We start from the raw sequence: 17,979 nt of genomic DNA on the forward strand, positions 1-17,979 counted from the left end.
AATCCGCCCGTGGACGGCCGCGAGCTGATCCGCTTCGACCAGGTCACCAAGCGCTTCGGCGACCACACCGTCCTGGACCGGCTCGACTTCTCCGTCGACTCCGGCAAGCACGTCACGCTGATCGGCCCGTCGGGCTCCGGCAAGACGACGATCCTGCGGCTGCTGATGACCCTGGACCGGCCCGACGAGGGCACGATCAGGGTGGGCGGCGAGTACCTGACCCACGAGGAGCGGGGCGGCAGGCTGGTGCGGGCCGGCGAGAAACACGTCCGCGAGGTCCGCAAGAACATCGGGATGGTCTTCCAGCAGTTCAACCTGTTCCCGAACATGAAGGTGCTGCGCAACCTCACCGAGGCCCCGGTCACCGTCCTCGGCCTGTCCAGGGACGAGGCCGAGCAGCGGGCCCGCGAGCTGCTCGACCTGGTGGGCCTGGGCGAGCACGTCGACAAGTACCCGACGCAGCTGTCCGGCGGCCAGCAGCAGCGGGTGGCGATCGCGCGGGCGCTGGCCATGCGGCCGCAGGTGCTGCTCCTGGACGAGGTGACCTCCGCGCTGGACCCGGAGCTGGTGGCCGGCGTCCTGGACGTGCTGCGGGACATCGCCCGCACCACCGACATCACGATGCTCTGCGTGACCCACGAGATGAACTTCGCCCGGGACATCTCGGACCGGGTGCTGATGTTCGACGCGGGCCGCGTCATCGAGTCGGGCCCGCCGGAGAAGATCTTCAGCGAGCCGGAGCAGGAGCGGACGCGGGAGTTCCTCAGCGCCGTGCTCTGAGACCGGGCGGCGCCCGCACCACACCTTCGGCATATGCCGAGGGAACAGTCGCCCTGCTGAGGGGGCCGTCATCCGCTCGACGCGCCTTCCCACGGACCCGTCGCCGGATATCGTGGAACCGGTTCACCGACCGGATGACGGCCCAGGCAGCAAGCGCAGCCGACACAGCGAGCGCAGGGGGAACCGTGGCGCTGAAACACGAGCCGACCGCGCCGTACGACTCGACCCAGGACGCACTGCGCGTCCTGGAGACGGTGGCCCGGCACACCACAGGCGTCACCGACGCCGGACTGACCCGCGAGACCGGCATCGGCACGGAGCGACTGACCCCGCTCCTGCGGATGCTGCGCCGCGAGGGATACGTCGAGCAGGTCACCGACGGGGCGTACGTCACCGGCGCCGCCCTGACCCGCCTGGCGTCCGCACACCACCACGAGGAGGCCCTCAGGAACCAGCTCCAGCAGACCCTGGACCGGCTGCGCGACCGCCTCGGCGCCGCCGTCTACCTCAGCCGCTACGTCGACGGGGAGGTCACCGTCACCCAGTACGCCGACGGCCCGGGCACGCCCGCGGTCAACGAGTGGGTGGACTTCCGTTCCTGCGCCCACGCCACCGCGCTCGGCAAGAGCATCCTCGGCCAGCTCGACCACGACGGCCGGCGCGACCACCTGTCCCGGCACAGGATGGCCCGCCTCACCTCGCGCACCATCACCAGCGACAGGCTGCTGCTCTCCCGCCTGGCGTCGCAGCCGCCCACGGTGCCGGTGCTCGACCTCCAGGAGTACGCCGTGGGCACGGTCTGCGCGGCCGTCCCGATCACGGCCGGCTCCACCGCGGGCTGCCTGGCCCTGTCCCTGCCCGTCGAACACGCCCACCGGCTGCGCCGGGCCGCCGACACCCTGAACCGGAACGCGACCCGGGTGCTGCTCTCGCTGGCCCTCTAGCGCTTTCACCACACGCCTGGACGACTCGGTCGCCCCGGTCACCTCCGGTCACCCCCGGTCGCCGGGGACGGCCGGGGTGGTCCGGGGGCCTTCCGGGACGGCCCCCGACGGCCGGCGGCAGCTGGTCCGGAGCACCCCCGCGGACCGGGTAGTATTTTCTTCGTCGCCGGCCGCCGAGAGCGGAAGGCGGGAGTCATGCGCCGCTAGCTCAGTTGGTTAGAGCAGCTGACTCTTAATCAGCGGGTCCGGGGTTCGAGTCCCTGGCGGCGCACCGAAGAAGGGCCCCTCGTGTTCGCACGAGGGGCCCTTCGGCGTGTGCGGACGACACCACGGACGACACCACGGACGACACCCGGCCCGGCGGCCCGCGGCCCCGGAGGTCAGAACGTGACGTCGGAGCAGGCGTAGAACGCGTTGGCCGTGTCGGCGACCGTCCAGACCGCGACGATGACGTGGTGCCCGCTCAGCCCGGACGGCAGGGTGCCGCTGTGGGAGAGGGTCTGCGGCGGGCGCTGACCGCCGTAGGGCACCGTGAGGAACGGCGTCAGGTTGAGGTCGGAGCGGGCCAGGTTGTGGTTCTGGTTCCAGCCCGGCCTGGTGACGTAGTACCGGAAGTCGGTCGTGGCGTGCATGGCGGTGAACTGCCAGCGGAACGTGTAGGACTGGCCGCCGCTCACCCGGGTGGTCGGCCAGGCCGCGCCCGACGGGGTCCTCGGGCTGTCGAGCTGGGCGAACGGGGTGTTGTTCGCCGAGCAGATCCGGCCGTCGGCCGGCCCGGCGGCCGGGAAGCCCTTGGGGCCCTCGACGCTCTGCGGCTCCCACTGGATGTTGCCGCAGCCGGCGACGGTGCCGTTCTGGCAGAGCTTCTGCCTGCTGACGGGGAGGTCGGTGTAGCCGTGGCCGCTCGCGCCTCCGGCGGTGAGCACGAGGGCTCCCGCCGTGGTGAGGCCGAGCGCGGCGGCGTACCACTTGGTCTTTTTGCGCATGCTGCCGCTCCTGGAGGACGTGGGGAGGTTCCGTGAGGCGTGCAGGTCTAGACCAAGTTCGAGATTATTGCCGATCGCTGGACATGTCCATACCAATGGGGAGACGTGTTCGACGGGTCGTCGGGGCGGCCGCCCCCGTCAGGGCGACTGCTCCCCCCGTCCCGAGCAGAACGCCACCGTCAGGTCCTTCACCAGCGCCTTGCGCTCGTAGTCGTCGAGTTCCACCAGCCCGCGCATGGTCAGCCGGGTCACCGTGTCCTCCACCGAGTCCACCACCGAGCCCAGCACCGACGCCCGCTGCTGGGCGTCCAGCGCGGCGATCCGGCGCCGGTTCATGGCGGCGGCCACCTCGGGGGCGTACTCCACCCGCAACGGCTGGACCGAGAACACCTCCAGGCCGATCGCGCCCGCGTCCCGCGCGACCCGCCGGGTCAGCGCCTCCCCGGACGCCTCGACCGCCCCCCGCCCGGCGCCCGGCGTCTCCACCGGGACCCGGGCGAGCGCCGCCTCGACGCACTCGCGCAGATACGCCTCGTGGTCCTCCACGCCCAGCGTGGCCCGCGCGGTGTCCCGCACCCGCCACACCACGAGCGCCGCCACCCGCAGCGCGACCCCGTTGCCGTCGGCCGCGGGCATCGCCTCGCTGCGCCAGTGCCGCAGCCGTACGTCGACCCGGCGGCGCAGCAGCAGCGGGTTCACCCACAGCAGGCCGGTGCGCCGGACCGTCCCCCGGTAGCGGCCGAACAGGCCGAGCACCCAGGCCCGCCCGGTCGTGCCGCGCGCCAGCCCGCCGAAGCCGAACAGGCCGAGGGCGCCCGCCCCCGCGTACGCCGCCCACTGCGCGGGGCCGAGCCCGGCGCCGGCCGACGCGGGCAGCGCGAGCGCCTCCACCAGCGCCGGCGGCAGCACGCCCGCCCACCACGAGGCGGCCGCGCAGCCCGCCGCCCCGCACACCCCGGCGGCCACCCCGACCGCGCCGGGCAGCACGCGGCCGGGCCGCTCGACGAGCTCCGGGTCGACCTGCGCGAGGGGCCGCGGCTTCGCCGGAGCCGGCCGGCGGAACCTCGGCCGCTCCCCGGTGCCCGCCCGGCTGCCCACGACGGTGGGCCCGAGCGGCACCGGCCTCGGCTCGGGCTCGTCGCGGAACAGCAGGTGGACGGGGATCTCGGTGGTCGCCTCGTTCTGGATCAGCCGGACGGGCCGGGGCGGCCCCTCCGATCCGGGCGTCTGAGAAGTGGTCGTACTCATGCGTGCCTCCAGCCTCCGCGCCGGATACGCCATGACACATGGCAGTGGATGGGGTGGATGGGGTGGACGAGATGGATGGGGACGGCCGGGCCGCCGCGCGCCCGTCCGGACGTCCGGGGTCGCCGGGCGGCCCGGCCCGCGTGCGGCTCACGGGCGGCCGTCCGACGGCCTACGAGAACAGCCGCCGCCAGGTCTCCGGTCCCGGGTAGCCGTCGGCCGCCCCGCCGCGCCAGCCCTGGGCGCGCTGGAAGGCCTCGACGCCCCGCCGGTCCGCCTCGCCCCAGCGCGGTCCGGGCCCCTGGGTGTAGTGCTTGCCGAACCCTTTCTTCACCAGCTGCCTCCCCAGCCGGGTGACGTGCGCGTTGTCGGCGCCGGGCCGGAACGCGGCCCGGCCGGGATAGGCGGGGACCGCCGGGGCGGGCGCGCCCACCGCCCCGGACCCCGCGGGGGCGATGTCCTTGCCCCTGCCGGTGGTCAGCAGCGACCAGGTCAGCGGACCGGGCAGCCCGTCGGCGCCGGCGCCGCTCCAGCCCTGGGCCCGCTGGAACGCCTGGGTGGCCCGCCGGTCGGCGTCCGACCAGCGCGGGCCGGGCCCCGAGGCGTAGAACCGCTTCGCGCCGCGCTCGACGAGGAGGCGGCCGACCAGGGTGACGTTCTTGTTGTCCGCGCCGGGCCCGAAGGCCGCCCGCCCCGGGTACGGGGCCGCCGCGGCGCCGGGGCCGGGGTTGGCGCCGTCCCCGCCGCCCTCCTTGCCCGGGACCTGCGGCACCCCGGGGGCGGTCGGCTCGGCGGTCAGGCCCTTGTAGCGGTAGGGGACGTACTTGCCGGAGTTGGTCCAGTACGCGTAGGGGGTGGCGATCCGGCGGGTGGTGGGGCGGGTCTGCTCGTAGACGGTGTAGTAGCCGTGCGTGGAGTCCGTCCAGCCGCCGAAGAGGACGACGTGGGAGCCGTTCGTCGGGTCGGCCGTGTTGTGGAACAGGAGCATGTCGCCCGGCTGGAGCTCCTCCTTGGTGATCCTGGTGGCGTAGGTGTGGAGGCTGCCCGTCCACTCGTTCCCCGGCAGGTTCCAGGCCATGGAGACGTAGCCGGAGCAGTCCTGCCGGTAGCCGTCCGACCAGTACGCGCTCATGCTGTACGGCACCTTCGCCGCGACCCACTTCTGGGCGCGGGCGATGATCTCCGTCCGGGTGGTCGCCGGCAGCAGGGCCCCGCCGGCGGGTTTGCCGCCGGGCCCGTGCAGGGGCGACTTCGCGCCCTGCGGGGTCTCGGGTCCGTCGTCCGCGGGGGCCCCCGGCCGGTCGGGGGCCTGCTGCGGGGCGGCCAGGGCGGGGACCGCGTGACCGCCTCCGAGGAGCGCGGAGGCCGCGGCCGCGACGACGACGGTGCGGTGGGCGGCCGGGCGAGCGCCTGCTCCGGCGGCCGGGGAAACCGCCGTGGCCCGCCTCAGACCCACGCATCCCGGGCATTCGCAGTCGCTCGCGGGATCGAATTCCTCGAACACCGGAGCGACCATGCGATTCCCCTCACACTGCAGCTGGAAATGTCCGCGACTGTGCACGTTCGCCAGTCTTCACCAACTGCCTTGCCGACGCGCATGCTGACGGTCCGAACGATGTACGCGGGCCCCTCCCCCGGGGGTGCGGGGCAGGTCGGGAGGGCCGTCCGGGCGTCAGGAGCACCCCCGGAGGTCATGTAGAGTTAACGTCGTCAGCAGGCGCCGCTAGCTCAGTTGGTTAGAGCAGCTGACTCTTAATCAGCGGGTCCGGGGTTCGAGTCCCTGGCGGCGCACAGACGAGAAAGCCCCTCGCGCGAGCGGGGGGCTTTCTGCTGTTCCGGCTGCTGTTCCGGGCGGGCGCCGAGGCGGCGGTCCGGGCGGCGGGCGAGGCGGCGGTCCGGACGGGCATCGGGCGGGCGTGGTGCTGCCGGTCAGGGCCCGGTGCGGGTCAGGTACGCCGAGACGATCACGTTGGCCGTGTAGCTGCGGCTGGCCCGGTCGAAGGTGCCGCCGCAGGTGATCAGCCGCAGCTCGGCGCGGCCCGGCCGGCGGGGGCCGTAGGCCTGGCGGGCGTCGAAGTCGTCGCGCCGGACCACGGCGACGTCGTCGACGGTGAACTCGGCGACCTTGCCGTCGGCGCGGACCACCCGGATCGTCTCGCCGGCCGCGAGCTTGCTCAGTTCGTGGAAGACCGCGGGGCGGGTCTCGGTGTCGACGTGGCCGACCATCAGCGCGGTACCGGCGGCGCCGGGCTTCGCCCCGGCCGCGTACCAGCCGACGACGCCCGCCTGGTCGTAGGGGGGCGCGGCGATCGCGCCCCGCGCGTCCAGGCCGCGGGCCACGACCGGGGCCTGCACGCCCAGCCGCGGGATGTCCACGCGCTGCGGCAGCGCGGCGGTCAGCGGCCGGGCGGCGGGCGGCAGCCCGGCGGCGGCGGGCCGGCCCACCGCGGCCACGTCACCCGTGGCGGTGACGGCGGCACCGGGCCGCACCTCGGTCGCCTCGCGGCCCCACAGCCACAGGCCGAGCAGCAGCAGCGCCCAGAGCAGACCGCCGAGGAGCCGCCCGGAGCCGCGTTCCCGTTCGGACGCGGTCATTCCGTCCCCCGGCGGCGCCGGGCCCCGCGCAGCACCACGGCGACGGCGGCGGCGCCGGCCAGGAGCAGACCGGTGAGCGTGTGGGCCAGGCCGGGCCCCTCCACGCGGGAGTCGTCGGCGGCGGCCAGGGGCGCCGCGCCGCCACCGCCCGCCTGGACCGGCGCGACCGGGGACGCGGGGGCGGTCGGCCGGGCGGCGGCCGCCACGACCTCGATCGTGCCCTCGACCTCGGCACCGGCACCGGCACCGGCACCGGCACCGGCACCGGCATCAGCACAGACGATCGTCACGGGGTGGGAACCGGGGGCGAGCGAGGTGCGGATCCGGGTCTCGCCGGACAGCGGGCCGCCCGGGCCTCCCGGACCGACCAGGCGCGCGTCGGAGACGAACGCCCGGGACCGCGCGGTGGCCCTCTCCCCCGGGCACCCGGTGACCTCGAGCACGACCTCGTCGCCGGGGGCCGGGGTCGACGGGGTCACCGAGACCCCGCCCGCCGGGTTCGCGGCGTACGCCGTCGGGGTGAGGGTCGCGGCGAGGGCCGCGACACCCGCACAGAGCGTGATTCCCAGTGGACCCATCGTGAACCTCCCAGTACCTGGAGGCTCTCTCCGGAGCCGGCGGCCCGCATCTCCAGCGGGGCGCCGCTGCTCCGTCCGGGGCACTTCCGCCCGGTGACGGGTTTCAGATCCGGTCGACGAGGTCCGCGATCGAGTCGACCACCTTCGACGGGCGGTACGGGAAGCCGTCCACGTCCTCGGGCCGGGTCAGGCCGGTGAGCACGAGGAACGTCTGCATCCCGGCCTCCATGCCGGCCAGCACGTCGGTGTCCATGCGGTCGCCGATCATGGCGCTGGTCTCGGAGTGGGCGCCGATCGCGTTCAGCCCCGTGCGCATCATCAGCGGGTTGGGCTTGCCCGCGAAGTAGGGCTGCTTGCCGGTCGCCTTGGTGATCAGCGCGGCCACCGCGCCGGTCGCGGGCAGCGGGCCCTCGACGGAGGGGCCGGTCTCGTCCGGGTTGGTGCAGATGAAGCGGGCGCCGTCGTTGATCAGCCGGACCGCCTTCGTCATGGCCTCGAAGGAGTAGGTGCGGGTCTCGCCGAGGACGACGTAGTCCGGCTCGTGGTCGGTGAGGATGTAGCCGATGTCGTGCAGCGCCGTGGTCAGACCGGCCTCGCCGATGACGTACGCCGAACCGTCGGGCCGCTGGTCGTCCAGGAATCGGGCGGTGGCCAGGGCCGAGGTCCAGATGTTCTCGATCGGCACCTCCAGGCCCATGCGGCGCAGCCGGGCGTGCAGGTCGCGCGGGGTGTAGATCGAGTTGTTCGTCAGCACGAGGAAGGGCCGGCCCGACTCGCGCAGCTTCTTCAGGAAGGAGTCTGCGCCGGGGATCGGAACGCCCTCGTGGATGAGCACCCCGTCCATGTCGGTGAGCCACGACTCGATGGGCTTGCGGTCTGCCATGTGGTGCGTCTCCTGGCGTGCGTACGGGCGGTGCGGGCGCCGGAACCACGGCGTACCGACGCCCCCAGCCTAGCCAGGACCGCGTGATCCGGACCCGGCCGATCACCAGGCGGGCCGGGCGGCACCCCGGCGGGGCCCCCGCCGCGCCCCGGCGCTCCCGCGGCGCTCCCTCAGCGGCGCTTGCGGAGCATGACGAGGGTGGCGCCCGCGCCGAGGAGTCCGGCGGTGACGGCGAGGGCGCCGACCGGTGAGGAGAGACCGGTGAGGGCCAGTTCCTGGGCCTCCTCGGCGAGGGAGGGCGGGGCGGAGGGCGAGGGGGAGGTGGAGGGGGAGGCGTCCGGGGAGGCGTCGGGGGTCGGGGCGGGGGTGGGAGCGGCGGAGGCCGAGTGGGGATCGCGGCCGGGATCGCGGCCGGGGTCGGTGGCACCCCCGGTCGCCGGTGCCGGCTCCGTCTCCGTCCCGGGATCCGTCTCCCTGCCCGCGTCCGTCTCCCTGCCTGCGTCCATGTCCCTGCCTGCGTCCGTGTCCGTGTCCGTGTCGATGGTGAATCGGTAGTCGTTCGACTGTCCGACCCATTCGCCGTCGTCGCCCTGGCGCTGGACGACCGCCGCGTTGGCCGTGACCTGGTTGGGCGCGGCGTCCGAGGTGAACGACAGGCGCAGCTTCACGGTGAGGGTCCGGCCCGGGGGGACGCTGAAGCCGGGGAAGGGGGCGGGCCGCTCCACGGGCTCCGCGGACCGCGTCGCGCCGGGGATGTCCGCGAGCGGTCCGACGAGTTCGTCCTCGTCGGTCGTCTCGAAGCGGACGGGGCGCGGGTGGCCGCCGGCGTAGAACTCCAGGTGGGGCTGGGACGGCTTCAGGGCGTGCGCGGAGTCGACGAGGACGACGACCGGGTGCACGCCGGCGCAGGTGCGGCGGGTGGTGTTGGTGAGGTCGATGTACCAGGTGCCGTGGCCGCCCCCGGCACGGTAGGAGCCGGGCCCCCCGTGGAGGCGGGTGGTGAGCGGGAACTCCCCCGCGTCCGCCCCGGCACAACTCGGCCAGGCTTCCGCCGAAGCGGGCCGGGGCAGCAGGACGGCGGCTGCGGCGAGGCAGAGGGAGAGGGGTGTGCACAGTCGCATGAACACGTGAGCCTGCCGCAGGGGGGTGCCGAACGGGGGCCGCCCCACCGTACGGCCGTGCGAATGCATTCGTTCGGCGGACGGACGGGGAGGGAGGGGCAGGACGGAGGAGGGCGGGACGGAGGGGGCGGGCCGCCCTCATACGTCCGTCCGCCCGAACACCGGCCCCAGGAGCAGATGGGCGGCGCCCTCCGCCACCCCGGCCGGGCCGCCGGACCCGCCGAACTCGCCGGACCCGCCGGACCCGCCGGGCGCGAGCCGAACGGGTACGGCGAGGTCCGGGGAGCCCTCGCGGGCGGCGCGCGCGGCGAGGACCCCCGCGACCCCGGCCACGAACGGGTCCGGGGCGGCGGCGATCGTGCGGCCGCCGAGGAGGATCTGGTCGATGTCGAGCAGGCCGGCGAGGTTCGCTGCGGCGACGCCCAGCACCCGGGCCGCCTCCGCCACGTCGCCCCGGCCGATGGCCGCCAGGCACAGCGCCTCGACGCAGCCGCGGTCGCCGCAGGAGCAGGGCGGCCCGTCCAGCTGGACGACCTGGTGGCCGAACTCCCCGGCGCCGGTGCGCGTCCCGCGGTGCACCCGGCCGGCGATGACCAGGCCGGCGCCGAGCCCCGTACCGAGGTGGAGGTAGGCGAAGGAGCCGCGTTCGCCCGCGACGGCGAGGCCGAGGGCGGCGGCGTTGGTGTCCTTGTCGACGACCACCGGCACGCCCAGCCGGCGCGCCAGCGCGTCCCGCAGGGGGAAGCCGTCCCACTCGGGGAAGCCGGTGACGCGGTGCAGGACGCCGCGGGTGTGGTCGAGCGGACCGGGCAGGGCGACGCCGACACCGAGCAGCCTCGAGACCCGCCCGCGCACCGGCTCCCGTTCCGGCTCACTCCCAGGCCCAGGCGCAGGCCCAGGCCCAGCCCCAGTCCCAGGCCCCTGCACCGGCCCCTCCGCCTCCCCCACCGTCCGGCCGACGCCCCGTTCCACCGCCCCCAGCACCGCCTCCGCCCCGGCTCCCAGGTCGAGCGGGCCGCGGTGTTCCCGGACCACGCTTCCGTCGAGGTCCGTGAGGACGATCCGCAGTTCGTCGCGGTCGAGGTGGACGCCGACCGCGTGGGCGGCCTCGGGCACCAGCCGCAGCACGGTGCGCGGCTTGCCGCCGGTGGAGGCGCGGCGGCCGGCCTCCGCCGCGAGGCCCTCCTCCCGCAGCCGGGCGGTGATCTTGCTGACGGCCTGCGGGGTGAGGCCGGTGCGCTCGGCGAGTTCGAGCCGGCTGATGCCGTCCGGTCCGGCCGTGCGCAGCAGGTCGAGCACGAGCGCGGCGTTGTGACTGCGCACGGCGAGGAGGTTCGCGCCGACGGCGCCGCCCGCCGTGCCGCCCGCGCCGTCCGCCCCACCCGTCCCACTCGTGCCGCCCGGACGGGGCGGGCCGCCCACCCCGCCCACCCCGCTCAGGCCGCCCACCCCGCTCAGGCCGCCCACGCCGCCCACCCCGCTCGGGCGGCTCGCCCCGATCGCGCCGCCCCAGCCGCCTGTCGTGCCGCCGTTCGTCCTGTCCACGCGCCCATTCTCCCCCGCGCTTGCACTTTGGCAACAGCGTTGCGAAAGTAGGCCGTATGACTGGTACCCCCCTCCGCGTGGGCCTGATCGGCTACGGCCTGGCCGGCTCCGTCTTCCACGCCCCGCTGATCGCCGCCACCGAGGGCCTCGTCCTCGACACGGTGGTCACCTCGAACCCCGAGCGGCAGGAGCAGGCCCGCGCCGGGTTCCCGGACGTACGCGTCGCCGGCACCCCGGACGAGCTGTTCGCCCGCTCCGGAGACCTGGACCTGGTCGTCGTCGCGTCCCCGAACAAAACGCACGTGCCGCTCGCCAGGACCGCCCTCGAAGCGGGCCTCGCGGTCGTCGTCGACAAGCCGGTCGCCGGTACCGCCGCCGAGGCGCGCGAGCTGGCCGGCCTGGCCGACGAGCGCGGACTGCTCCTCTCCGTCTTCCAGAACCGCCGCTGGGACAACGACTTCCTCACCCTGCGCGCCCTGCTGGCCGAGGGCGCGCTGGGCGAGGTGTGGCGCTTCGAGTCCCGGTTCGAGCGGTGGCGGCCGCGGCCGAAGGGCGGCTGGCGGGAGTCCGGCGATCCGGCGGAGATCGGAGGTCTGCTGTACGACCTCGGCAGCCACGTCGTCGACCAGGCGCTGGTCCTCTTCGGCCCGGTCACGCGGGTCTACGCCGAGGCGGTCGTCCGCCGCGCCGGCGCGGAGACCGACGACGACACGTTCCTCGCGCTCACCCACGCGAACGGCGTCCGCTCCCACCTCTACGCCTCCGCGACGACCGCCCAGCTCGGGCCGCGGTTCCGGGTGCTGGGCTCGGAGGCCGGCTACGTGAAGTACGGCCTGGACCCGCAGGAGGCGGCGCTGCGGGAGGGCGGGCGGCCCGGCGCCGGCTGGGGCGAGGAGCCCGAGGAGCTGTGGGGACGCATCGGCTCCGGCGAGTCGCCGGTGACCGGCGGCGGAGGGGCCGTCCGGACCCTGCCCGGCGACTACCCGGCCTACTACGCTGCGGTGGCGAAGGCACTGACCGACGGCGGCCCCAACCCGGTGACCGCCGCGGAGGCGGCCGCCGCGCTCGACGTCCTGGAGGCGGCCCGCCGTTCGGCACGAGACGGAGTGGCGGTGTCGCTGTGACCCACGAGATCACCCCCAGGTTCACCCCGGAGATCGCTCCCACCCTGGAGGAACTGCAGGCGCAGGAACGCCGCCTGGTGTTCCGGCGGTTCACCTTCGACGACGCCTGGGCGCTCGGCTCGCTGCTGGTGGAACTGGCCCGCGAACGGCAGGCCCCGGTGGCCGTCGACATCCACCGCGCCGGCCAGCAGCTCTTCCACGCGGCCCTGCCCGGCTCGGCCCCCGACAACGACGCCTGGATCGCGCGCAAGCGCCGGGTGGTGGAGCGCTACGGCGCCTCGTCCTACCTGGTGGGATCGCGCTTCCGGGCGAAGGGCACGACGTTCGAGGAGTCCTCGCGCCTGGACCCCGACACGTACGCGGCCCACGGCGGCTCCTTCCCGATCACCGTCGAGGGCGTCGGAGTGGTCGGCGCGGTGACGGTCTCGGGTCTGCCGCAGCTGGAGGACCACCGGTTCGTGGTCCAGGCCCTGGAACAGTTCCTGGAGAAGGACCCGGACCCGCGCTGAGACGCGCCACGGGGACGCGGGCCCGCGGGGCGGAGCCGGTGCGCGGCTCCGCCCCGCGGGCCCGACCGGCCCCGGCGCCTCGCTCGCCCCTTCCCCCGCCCCCCGGCGGGGCGTCACGCGTCCTCGAACTCCTGCCGCTGCCGTCCCAGGCCCTCGATCTCCAGCTCGACCACGTCCCCCGCCCGCAGGTACGGCTTCGGCTCGGGCCGGCCGAAGGCGACCCCGGCCGGCGTCCCGGTGTTGATGACGTCACCGGGGTACAGCACCATGAACCGGCTGACGTAGCGGACGACTTCGCCGACGGGGAAGATCTGCTCGGCGGTCGTGCCGTCCTGCTTCAGCTCGCCGTTGACCCACAGCCGCAGCCCCAGCGCCTGGGGGTCGGGCACCTCGTCGGCCGTCACGAGCCACGGGCCGAGCGGGTTGAACGTCTCGCAGTTCTTCCCCTTGTCCCACGTGCCGCCCCGGTCCATCTGGAACTCCCGCTCGGAGACGTCGTGCGCGACGGCGTACCCGGCGACGTGCGCGAGCCCTTCCTCCGCCGACTCCAGGTAGCGGGCGGTGCGCCCGATGACGACCGCCAGCTCCACCTCCCAGTCGGTCCGCGTGGAGCCGCGCGGCACGAGCACCGTGTCGTACGGCCCGACGACCGTGTCCGCCGCCTTGAAGAAGACGACGGGCTCGGCGGGCGCCGCGGACCCCGTCTCGCGGGCGTGGTCGTGGTAGTTCAGCCCGATGCACACGACCTTGCCGATCCGCCCGACCGGCGGGCCGATCCGCAGCCCGGTCGCGTCCAGCACGGGCAGTTCCCCGGACTCGCCGGCGGCGCGGATCCGGCCGAGCGCGTCGGCGTCGGCGAGCAGGGCGCCGTCGATGTCGTCCACGAGGCCCGCCAGGTCCCGCAGGGTCCCCCGGGCGTCGAGCAGCGCGGGACGCTCCGCGCCCGCCGTACCGACTCGCAGCAGCTTCATGATCACAGTCTCCCTCGCTCGCGGGCGTCCGCCGCCGGGTGCGACCGCCGGAGGACCGGTCGATCCTCCAAGCCGCGCGTCCACTCCGCAAGACCCGGTTCACGTACTGGACCGCCACCGCGGGCCCGCCCCACGGACCGGCATCACGGACCGGCATCACGGACCGCCACGGCGGGGCCCGTCACCACGGGCCCCGCGCCACGTGCACGTCACCGGTGGAGCAGCGCCCGCTCGGCCACGCTCCAGGCCGTGCTGGTGACGACGTACAGGGCGGCGGCCAGCGGTACGACGGCGACGGTGACGAGGGTGAAGAAGGACAGGAACGGCATCACGCGGGTGACCGCGCCCAGGCCGGGCACCTGCTCCCCGCCGGTCGGCCCGCCCGCCACAGCGCCCGCCGCCGGGCTCACGGCCGTCGCACTCATGGCTGTCGCGTTCACGGCCGTCGCGCGCCGGGCGAGGCGGTAGCCGGCGGTGGCGACGGCCGCGACGACGGCGAACAGCGCCAGGTAGACCAGCCCGGCCCCGCCGAACGGTCCGCCGGCGGCGAGGGCGTCGGTCCAGCGGTCGCCGAGGGGCGCGTCGAGGAGCCGGTGGGTGAGCAGGCCGTTGGTCTCGCCGCCGACCGTGGAGTGCGAGAAGACGTAGTAGAGGAGGAGGAAGGCGGGCGCCTGGAGGAGGCCGGGCAGGCAGCCGGACAGCGGGGACACCTGCTCCCGGGCGTGCAGTTCCAGCACGGCCCGCTGGAGCCTCTCCGGGTCGCGGGCGTGCCGGGCGCGCAGTTCGGCGATCCGCGGCTGGAGCGCGGCCCGCGCCTTCTGGCCACGGGCGGCGGCCCGTGACAGGGGGTGGACGAGGAGCCGTACGAACGCGGTGAACAGGACGATCGCGGCGGCGGCCGCGGAGGCGTGGAAGAGGGGTTCGAGCAGGTCGGCGAACCGCTCGACGAGGTGGACGAAGACAGCGAGGAAGACGGACATGGGTGAGGAGCCCTCCGGGGGTTCTCGTCGTGCCGGGACGTGGATACGGCGGCATGACGGCCCGCGCGGGGCACGCCGTGGTCAGCGGTGCGACCTGGGCGGTGGCCCGGGTGACGACCTGGGTGGTGACCCGGGTGCCCTACGCGACGGCCGTCGGGAGGGCGTGTCCGGGCGCCCTGGGCCGGGGCCGTCCGGAGGCGTCGGGATCGCGCTGCGGCAGGAAGGCGGTACGGCGGTCGCGGTCGCGGATGGCCGTGCGCACCCGGGTGCGCGGCACCGCGGGGGCGCAGCGCGCGGCGAGAAGCGAACAGAGCGCGAGGGCGGCCCCGGCGGCGGCGGTCGCGGCGAGGGCGACGGTCGCGGAGAGGCCGCCCGCGTCGGGCAGGCCGGCCAGGGCGAGCCCGAGGACGGTGAGGACGAGGGCGACCGCGGGCCGGCGCCGCAGGAGAGGGGTGGCGAGCATGGCGCGCATCACCGTGGTCCCTCCCGTTCACGTCGTTGTCCTCGTTCGGTTATACCCGAACGGGCCGGGGCGTGGGGCGGGGTCCGCTCGGCCAACCGCCCTCGAACGCGGCCCCGTTCGCGGCACGGGCACGGTTCCGGCGTTCCAGGACCGCCGCGGGACGTCCCCTCCCCGGCCCCCGGCACCTCGGGCAGCAGGCAGGCCTCCCCGTCCCGTCCCGCCCCCGCCGCCCCTGGCCTGCGGCTGTCTCCTCTTCGTCACCGGTCGGCAGTACGGTGTCACCCATGCGCCCCGACACGCCTGCCGAGAACGTCGACCACACCGCCGAAGCGGCACGCCTGGAGCGGACCGCCGGCCTGTACCCCGAGGACGCCGAGGCCCTGCTCGTCCAGGCCGCGGCCCACCTGGAGCTGTCCGGCGACCGCCCCGCCGCGACCACCCTCTACGACCGCCTGCTGTCGTCCCCGGCCGGCCTGGACGCCCCGCACCTGGTCCGCGCCCTCAAGGCCTCGAACCTGTGGGAGTACGGCCACGAGGCCGAGGCCCGCGCGATCATCGACGGCATCCGCGCGGCCGCGCCGCGGGACCCGGCCCCCTGGGTGATCGTCGCGGAGTCCCTGGAGGCCCACGACGAACTGGAGGCGGCGGAGGCGACGTTCACCGAGGCCGCGCGGCTGCTGCTGACGGACGTGGCAGAGCCGCCGTACGCCACGCACCCCCTCCTCTTCGGCCGCCACCGCGTCCGCCGCATGCTGGGCGCGGCCCACGACGACTGGGACACCCTCGCCGACTCCCTGAGCTCGTCCCCCGTCCCCCTGGACGAACTCCACGACCCGAAGCGGGTCTGGTCCCTCGGCTCCGACAACCCGCTGGAACTGGAGGCGGAGATCTCCCGCCTCCGCGCCGAACTGGGCACCTTCCGGGAGGCCCTCTCCCGCCCCTTCCCGGTGGCGATCCTGCACTGGCCGGCGGGCGAACTGGCGGAACTGCTGTCGACCTATCCCGCCCTCGCGGACGAGTACCCCTCCCACGAGACCCACCTCGCGGTGATAGAGGCCTCCCTGCGCGAACTGTCCGCCTCCGGCACGGGCAACCTGGGCATCGTCACGGGCACGGTCCCCTCGTACGAGGCCTTCGCCGCCTCGGAGGGCACGTCCCCCGCGGACGCCGACCTGCTCCCGCAGTACGCGACGATCCTGGCGGCACGGGGAAAGGCGGCGGCCTGGCCGCCGGAGCGGGGGGCTTCTTGCTGGTGCGGGTCGCAGAAGGCTTATGGGGAGTGTCATGGGGCATAACCGGCGCCCCCCTCACGGGCACCTCACCGGTCGGCTGCCGAGCACCCGGCGTGTTCCCGAACCGAACGGCGTATGACGCCCGGAGCCGCTGACACGGAGCTTCGCTCCTCGGGCTCCGGGCACCCGGAACGCTGCCCGGAGTTCAGGCAGGCCAGAACAGTCGCCTGGATGTACCCATGGCGACATATTCGATGAAGATCTTTGGCCAGAACTACTTGCGAATCAGGCGCAGATAAGGGATTTATCACCCCCGTTCAGCATCCGCCTCCCCCTATGTCCAACCTTTGCAGTACGGTCACATCTCCGCCTGTTGTGTGTAGGGGGCTGCTAACTCGTGGAGCAGGCCCTGACCTGTGTCTTCGAGGAAACATGCCCTACCAGCCCGGTACCGAATGGCAGTACGACGTCCCCACGACCGGCAGTACGCGCCTACCGCCGGACGCCGGCTACGGGAGGGCCCTGACCAACCAGGGCTACGGCTTCGAGGTCGCCGTCGCCGACCTCATCGACAACTCCATCGACGCCCAGGCCGACAAGATCGTCGTCCATTTCCTGCGCGATGCCGACCGGATTCTCTCCCTGCTGATCATCGACAACGGCAAGGGAATGGACGAGGAGGGTCTGGACGCCGCGATGACGGTGGGACGCCGCCGCGACTACGGCGACGGCGCCCTCGGGATGTACGGCACGGGACTGAAAGCGGCTTCCCTGTCCCATGCCTCCTCGCTCACCGTGGTCAGCCGCACCCGGCGCAGCCGAGCCGCCGGACGCCTCCTCACCGCGGAGGGCATCGAGGACGGCTTTCGTTGCGACACCGTCGACCCGCGGTACGCGCAGGAACTCGTGGACCGGTACGACGGGGTCATCGAGTGGCAGGGAACCGTCGTGCGCTGGGACGGCGTGCGGGCCTTCGAAACCGTCGCCCGCGGCCAGAGTGACCAGTTCCTGTCCAAGGCGATATCCCGCCTCGAGACCCACCTCGGCCTCTATCTCCACCGGTATCTCCAGCGCGGGCTGAAGCTCGACATAGCGGTCTGGGACGTCGGCAACGGAGGGCAGGGTCCTGGTGAGGAAGTGGACCACATCGCCGTGGAAGCCCTGGATCCCTTCGGATACAAGGTTCCGGGCAAAGTCGGCTATCCCCGGGAGTTCGTGGCCCCGGTGGAAAGTCTGGGAGACCTGCGGCTGAAGGCGCACATCTGGCCAGCGAAGTCCAAGCAGGCGGGCTTCCGCCAGGTCGGCTCGCTGACGGACAGGCAGGGCTTCTACTTCTACCGGAACGACCGCCTCGTGCAGGCCGGTGGATGGAACGGCTGGCGGAATCCTGAGGGACACCTGGTGCTCGCTCGTGTCGCGGTCGAGCTTCCGCCCCAGGACAACAACGTCCTGAGCCTGGACGTGAAGAAGGAGAAGATCACCGTCACCCAGGCCTTCACCGACGGCCTCGACAAGGCGGTGGACTCCCAGGGCCGCACTTTCCGGAGCTTCATCCTGGACGCCGAGACCGCCTACCGGGACGGTTCGAGGCGCAACGAGATCGTCCGCAAGCCTGTGACGCCACCCGGCAAGGGCCTGGATCCCAAGGTCAAGCGGGTCATCAAGGAGGAGCTCCCCGAAAAGCCGGGCGAGGAACCAATCGCCTTCGTCTGGGGCCCGCTGCCGGCTGACCAGTTCTTCGGCCTGGACCGTGAGAGCAACGTCGTGATCCTGAACAAGGCGTACCGGGAGGACTTCAACGACGGCAGGCGCGGCGGATCGAACGACACGCCTGTGACGAAGACCCTGCTGTATCTGCTTCTCGAGGACTGCTTCGGACTGGGGCGCTGGGAACGCAGCCGTCAAGACCGTCTGGACTACTGGAACACCATTCTCATGGCCTCGGTGGAAGCTCAGCGCGCACGACGTGCCCAGCCCCTTTCCTGACGCCGGCAACGCACCCCACCACGCCTCTGCCCCAGAC

General features: G+C 74.1%; 17 protein-coding genes and 2 tRNA genes. 8 read left to right on the forward strand and 11 right to left on the reverse strand.

What is annotated here, in order from left to right; all coding sequences use genetic code 11:
- Window positions 1–9: 9 nt before the first annotated feature.
- The 3 genes from ehuA (at window position 10) to ACF09K_RS07140 (ending at window position 1,995) form a co-directional block, all read left to right on the forward strand.
- Window positions 10–780, forward strand: coding sequence for an ectoine/hydroxyectoine ABC transporter ATP-binding protein EhuA (ehuA, locus tag ACF09K_RS07130; protein WP_392241642.1), 771 nt, complete (start codon window positions 10–12; stop codon window positions 778–780).
- A 185-nt stretch (window positions 781–965) separates the two neighbouring features.
- Entirely contained in the window at window positions 966–1,724 is a 759-nt protein-coding gene (locus tag ACF09K_RS07135) for an IclR family transcriptional regulator (RefSeq protein ID WP_392241487.1), read from the forward strand.
- A 197-nt stretch (window positions 1,725–1,921) separates the two neighbouring features.
- A tRNA-Lys gene (locus ACF09K_RS07140) sits at window positions 1,922–1,995 on the forward strand.
- Window positions 1,996–2,104: 109 nt separating this feature from the next.
- Here ACF09K_RS07140 and ACF09K_RS07145 read toward each other — a convergent pair.
- The 3 genes from ACF09K_RS07145 to ACF09K_RS07155 form a co-directional block, all read right to left on the reverse strand.
- A complete protein-coding gene (locus ACF09K_RS07145) occupies window positions 2,105–2,710 on the reverse strand; it encodes a lytic polysaccharide monooxygenase (RefSeq protein ID WP_392241488.1) in 606 nt (201 codons plus the stop codon).
- Window positions 2,711–2,848: 138 nt separating this feature from the next.
- On the reverse strand, window positions 2,849–3,958 hold the full coding sequence (locus ACF09K_RS07150) for an SPFH domain-containing protein (RefSeq protein WP_392241489.1): 1,110 nt from the start codon (window positions 3,956–3,958) through the stop codon (window positions 2,849–2,851).
- 169 nt (window positions 3,959–4,127) lie between these two features.
- On the reverse strand, window positions 4,128–5,471 hold the full coding sequence (locus ACF09K_RS07155; protein ID WP_392241490.1) for a peptidoglycan-binding protein: 1,344 nt from the start codon (window positions 5,469–5,471) through the stop codon (window positions 4,128–4,130).
- Window positions 5,472–5,672: 201 nt separating this feature from the next.
- Here ACF09K_RS07155 and ACF09K_RS07160 point away from each other — a divergent pair.
- A tRNA-Lys gene (locus ACF09K_RS07160) sits at window positions 5,673–5,746 on the forward strand.
- Window positions 5,747–5,884: 138 nt separating this feature from the next.
- Here the strand turns inward: ACF09K_RS07160 and ACF09K_RS07165 are convergent.
- The 5 genes from ACF09K_RS07165 to ACF09K_RS07185 form a co-directional block, all read right to left on the reverse strand.
- The gene (locus tag ACF09K_RS07165; protein ID WP_392241491.1) at window positions 5,885–6,550 is read right to left on the reverse strand and encodes a class F sortase; all 666 of its coding nucleotides are present in this window, start codon (window positions 6,548–6,550) and stop codon (window positions 5,885–5,887) included.
- Window positions 6,547–7,128, reverse strand: a complete 582-nt coding sequence (locus ACF09K_RS07170) for a hypothetical protein (RefSeq protein ID WP_392241492.1) — start codon at window positions 7,126–7,128, stop codon at window positions 6,547–6,549. Before ACF09K_RS07170 ends, ACF09K_RS07165 begins: the two co-directional genes overlap by 4 nt.
- A 103-nt stretch (window positions 7,129–7,231) precedes the next feature.
- Window positions 7,232–8,011 (reverse strand): HAD-IIA family hydrolase, encoded by a 780-nt coding sequence (locus ACF09K_RS07175; protein ID WP_392241493.1) that lies wholly within the window; start codon window positions 8,009–8,011, stop codon window positions 7,232–7,234.
- A 170-nt stretch (window positions 8,012–8,181) separates the two neighbouring features.
- Window positions 8,182–9,138: a hypothetical protein gene (locus tag ACF09K_RS07180; protein ID WP_392241494.1), complete on the reverse strand. Its 957-nt coding sequence runs from the start codon at window positions 9,136–9,138 to the stop codon at window positions 8,182–8,184.
- 132 nt (window positions 9,139–9,270) lie between these two features.
- Complete coding sequence (locus ACF09K_RS07185) at window positions 9,271–10,677, reverse strand: ROK family protein (RefSeq protein WP_392241495.1); 1,407 nt, start codon at window positions 10,675–10,677, stop codon at window positions 9,271–9,273.
- Between the two features lie 56 nt (window positions 10,678–10,733).
- On the opposite strand from ACF09K_RS07185, the gene ACF09K_RS07190 reads away from it, so the two are divergent.
- On the forward strand, window positions 10,734–11,801 hold the full coding sequence (locus tag ACF09K_RS07190) for a Gfo/Idh/MocA family oxidoreductase (RefSeq protein WP_392241496.1): 1,068 nt from the start codon (window positions 10,734–10,736) through the stop codon (window positions 11,799–11,801).
- The gene (locus tag ACF09K_RS07195; protein ID WP_392241497.1) at window positions 11,798–12,310 is read left to right on the forward strand and encodes a heme-degrading domain-containing protein; all 513 of its coding nucleotides are present in this window, start codon (window positions 11,798–11,800) and stop codon (window positions 12,308–12,310) included. The genes ACF09K_RS07190 and ACF09K_RS07195 overlap by 4 nt, the downstream gene beginning before the upstream one ends.
- Before the next feature lie 113 nt (window positions 12,311–12,423).
- On the opposite strand, the gene ACF09K_RS07200 is transcribed toward ACF09K_RS07195, so the two are convergent.
- From ACF09K_RS07200 to ACF09K_RS07210, 3 genes are all read right to left on the reverse strand, one after another.
- The gene (locus ACF09K_RS07200) at window positions 12,424–13,281 is read right to left on the reverse strand and encodes a fumarylacetoacetate hydrolase family protein (protein ID WP_392241498.1); all 858 of its coding nucleotides are present in this window, start codon (window positions 13,279–13,281) and stop codon (window positions 12,424–12,426) included.
- 209 nt (window positions 13,282–13,490) lie between these two features.
- Window positions 13,491–14,261 (reverse strand): YidC/Oxa1 family membrane protein insertase, encoded by a 771-nt coding sequence (locus ACF09K_RS07205; RefSeq protein WP_392241499.1) that lies wholly within the window; start codon window positions 14,259–14,261, stop codon window positions 13,491–13,493.
- A gap of 139 nt (window positions 14,262–14,400) precedes the next feature.
- Entirely contained in the window at window positions 14,401–14,733 is a 333-nt protein-coding gene (locus tag ACF09K_RS07210) for a DUF6412 domain-containing protein (protein ID WP_392241500.1), read from the reverse strand.
- Between the two features lie 275 nt (window positions 14,734–15,008).
- On the opposite strand from ACF09K_RS07210, the gene ACF09K_RS07215 reads away from it, so the two are divergent.
- Together ACF09K_RS07215 and ACF09K_RS07220 are read left to right on the forward strand one after the other, a co-directional pair.
- Window positions 15,009–16,019, forward strand: coding sequence for an SEC-C domain-containing protein (locus ACF09K_RS07215; RefSeq protein WP_392241501.1), 1,011 nt, complete (start codon window positions 15,009–15,011; stop codon window positions 16,017–16,019).
- Between the two features lie 369 nt (window positions 16,020–16,388).
- Window positions 16,389–17,942 carry an ATP-binding protein gene (locus tag ACF09K_RS07220; protein ID WP_392241502.1) on the forward strand — a complete coding sequence of 518 codons (1,554 nt, stop codon included), beginning with the start codon at window positions 16,389–16,391 and terminating at the stop codon, window positions 17,940–17,942.
- Window positions 17,943–17,979 lie beyond the last annotated feature (37 nt).

It is taken from the genome of Streptomyces sp. NPDC014882 (assembly GCF_043081325.1).
GTDB lineage: Bacteria > Actinomycetota > Actinomycetes > Streptomycetales > Streptomycetaceae > Streptomyces.

Bases quoted from the DNA above. Each gene is read 5' to 3' on its own strand.
- ACF09K_RS07145 (WP_392241488.1), bottom strand. From the start codon at position 2,710: ATGCGCAAAAAGACCAAGTGGTACGCCGCCGCGCTCGGCCTCACCACG.
- ACF09K_RS07150 (WP_392241489.1), bottom strand. From the start codon at position 3,958: ATGAGTACGACCACTTCTCAGACGCCCGGATCGGAGGGGCCGCCCCGG.
- ACF09K_RS07155 (WP_392241490.1), bottom strand. From the start codon at position 5,471: ATGGTCGCTCCGGTGTTCGAGGAATTCGATCCCGCGAGCGACTGCGAA.
- ACF09K_RS07165 (WP_392241491.1), bottom strand. From the start codon at position 6,550: ATGACCGCGTCCGAACGGGAACGCGGCTCCGGGCGGCTCCTCGGCGGT.
- ACF09K_RS07170 (WP_392241492.1), bottom strand. From the start codon at position 7,128: ATGGGTCCACTGGGAATCACGCTCTGTGCGGGTGTCGCGGCCCTCGCC.
- ACF09K_RS07175 (WP_392241493.1), bottom strand. From the start codon at position 8,011: ATGGCAGACCGCAAGCCCATCGAGTCGTGGCTCACCGACATGGACGGG.
- ACF09K_RS07190 (WP_392241496.1), top strand. From the start codon at position 10,734: ATGACTGGTACCCCCCTCCGCGTGGGCCTGATCGGCTACGGCCTGGCC.
- ACF09K_RS07200 (WP_392241498.1), bottom strand. From the start codon at position 13,281: ATGAAGCTGCTGCGAGTCGGTACGGCGGGCGCGGAGCGTCCCGCGCTG.
- ACF09K_RS07205 (WP_392241499.1), bottom strand. From the start codon at position 14,261: ATGTCCGTCTTCCTCGCTGTCTTCGTCCACCTCGTCGAGCGGTTCGCC.
- ACF09K_RS07210 (WP_392241500.1), bottom strand. From the start codon at position 14,733: ATGCGCGCCATGCTCGCCACCCCTCTCCTGCGGCGCCGGCCCGCGGTC.
- ACF09K_RS07215 (WP_392241501.1), top strand. From the start codon at position 15,009: ATGCGCCCCGACACGCCTGCCGAGAACGTCGACCACACCGCCGAAGCG.
- ACF09K_RS07220 (WP_392241502.1), top strand. From the start codon at position 16,389: ATGCCCTACCAGCCCGGTACCGAATGGCAGTACGACGTCCCCACGACC.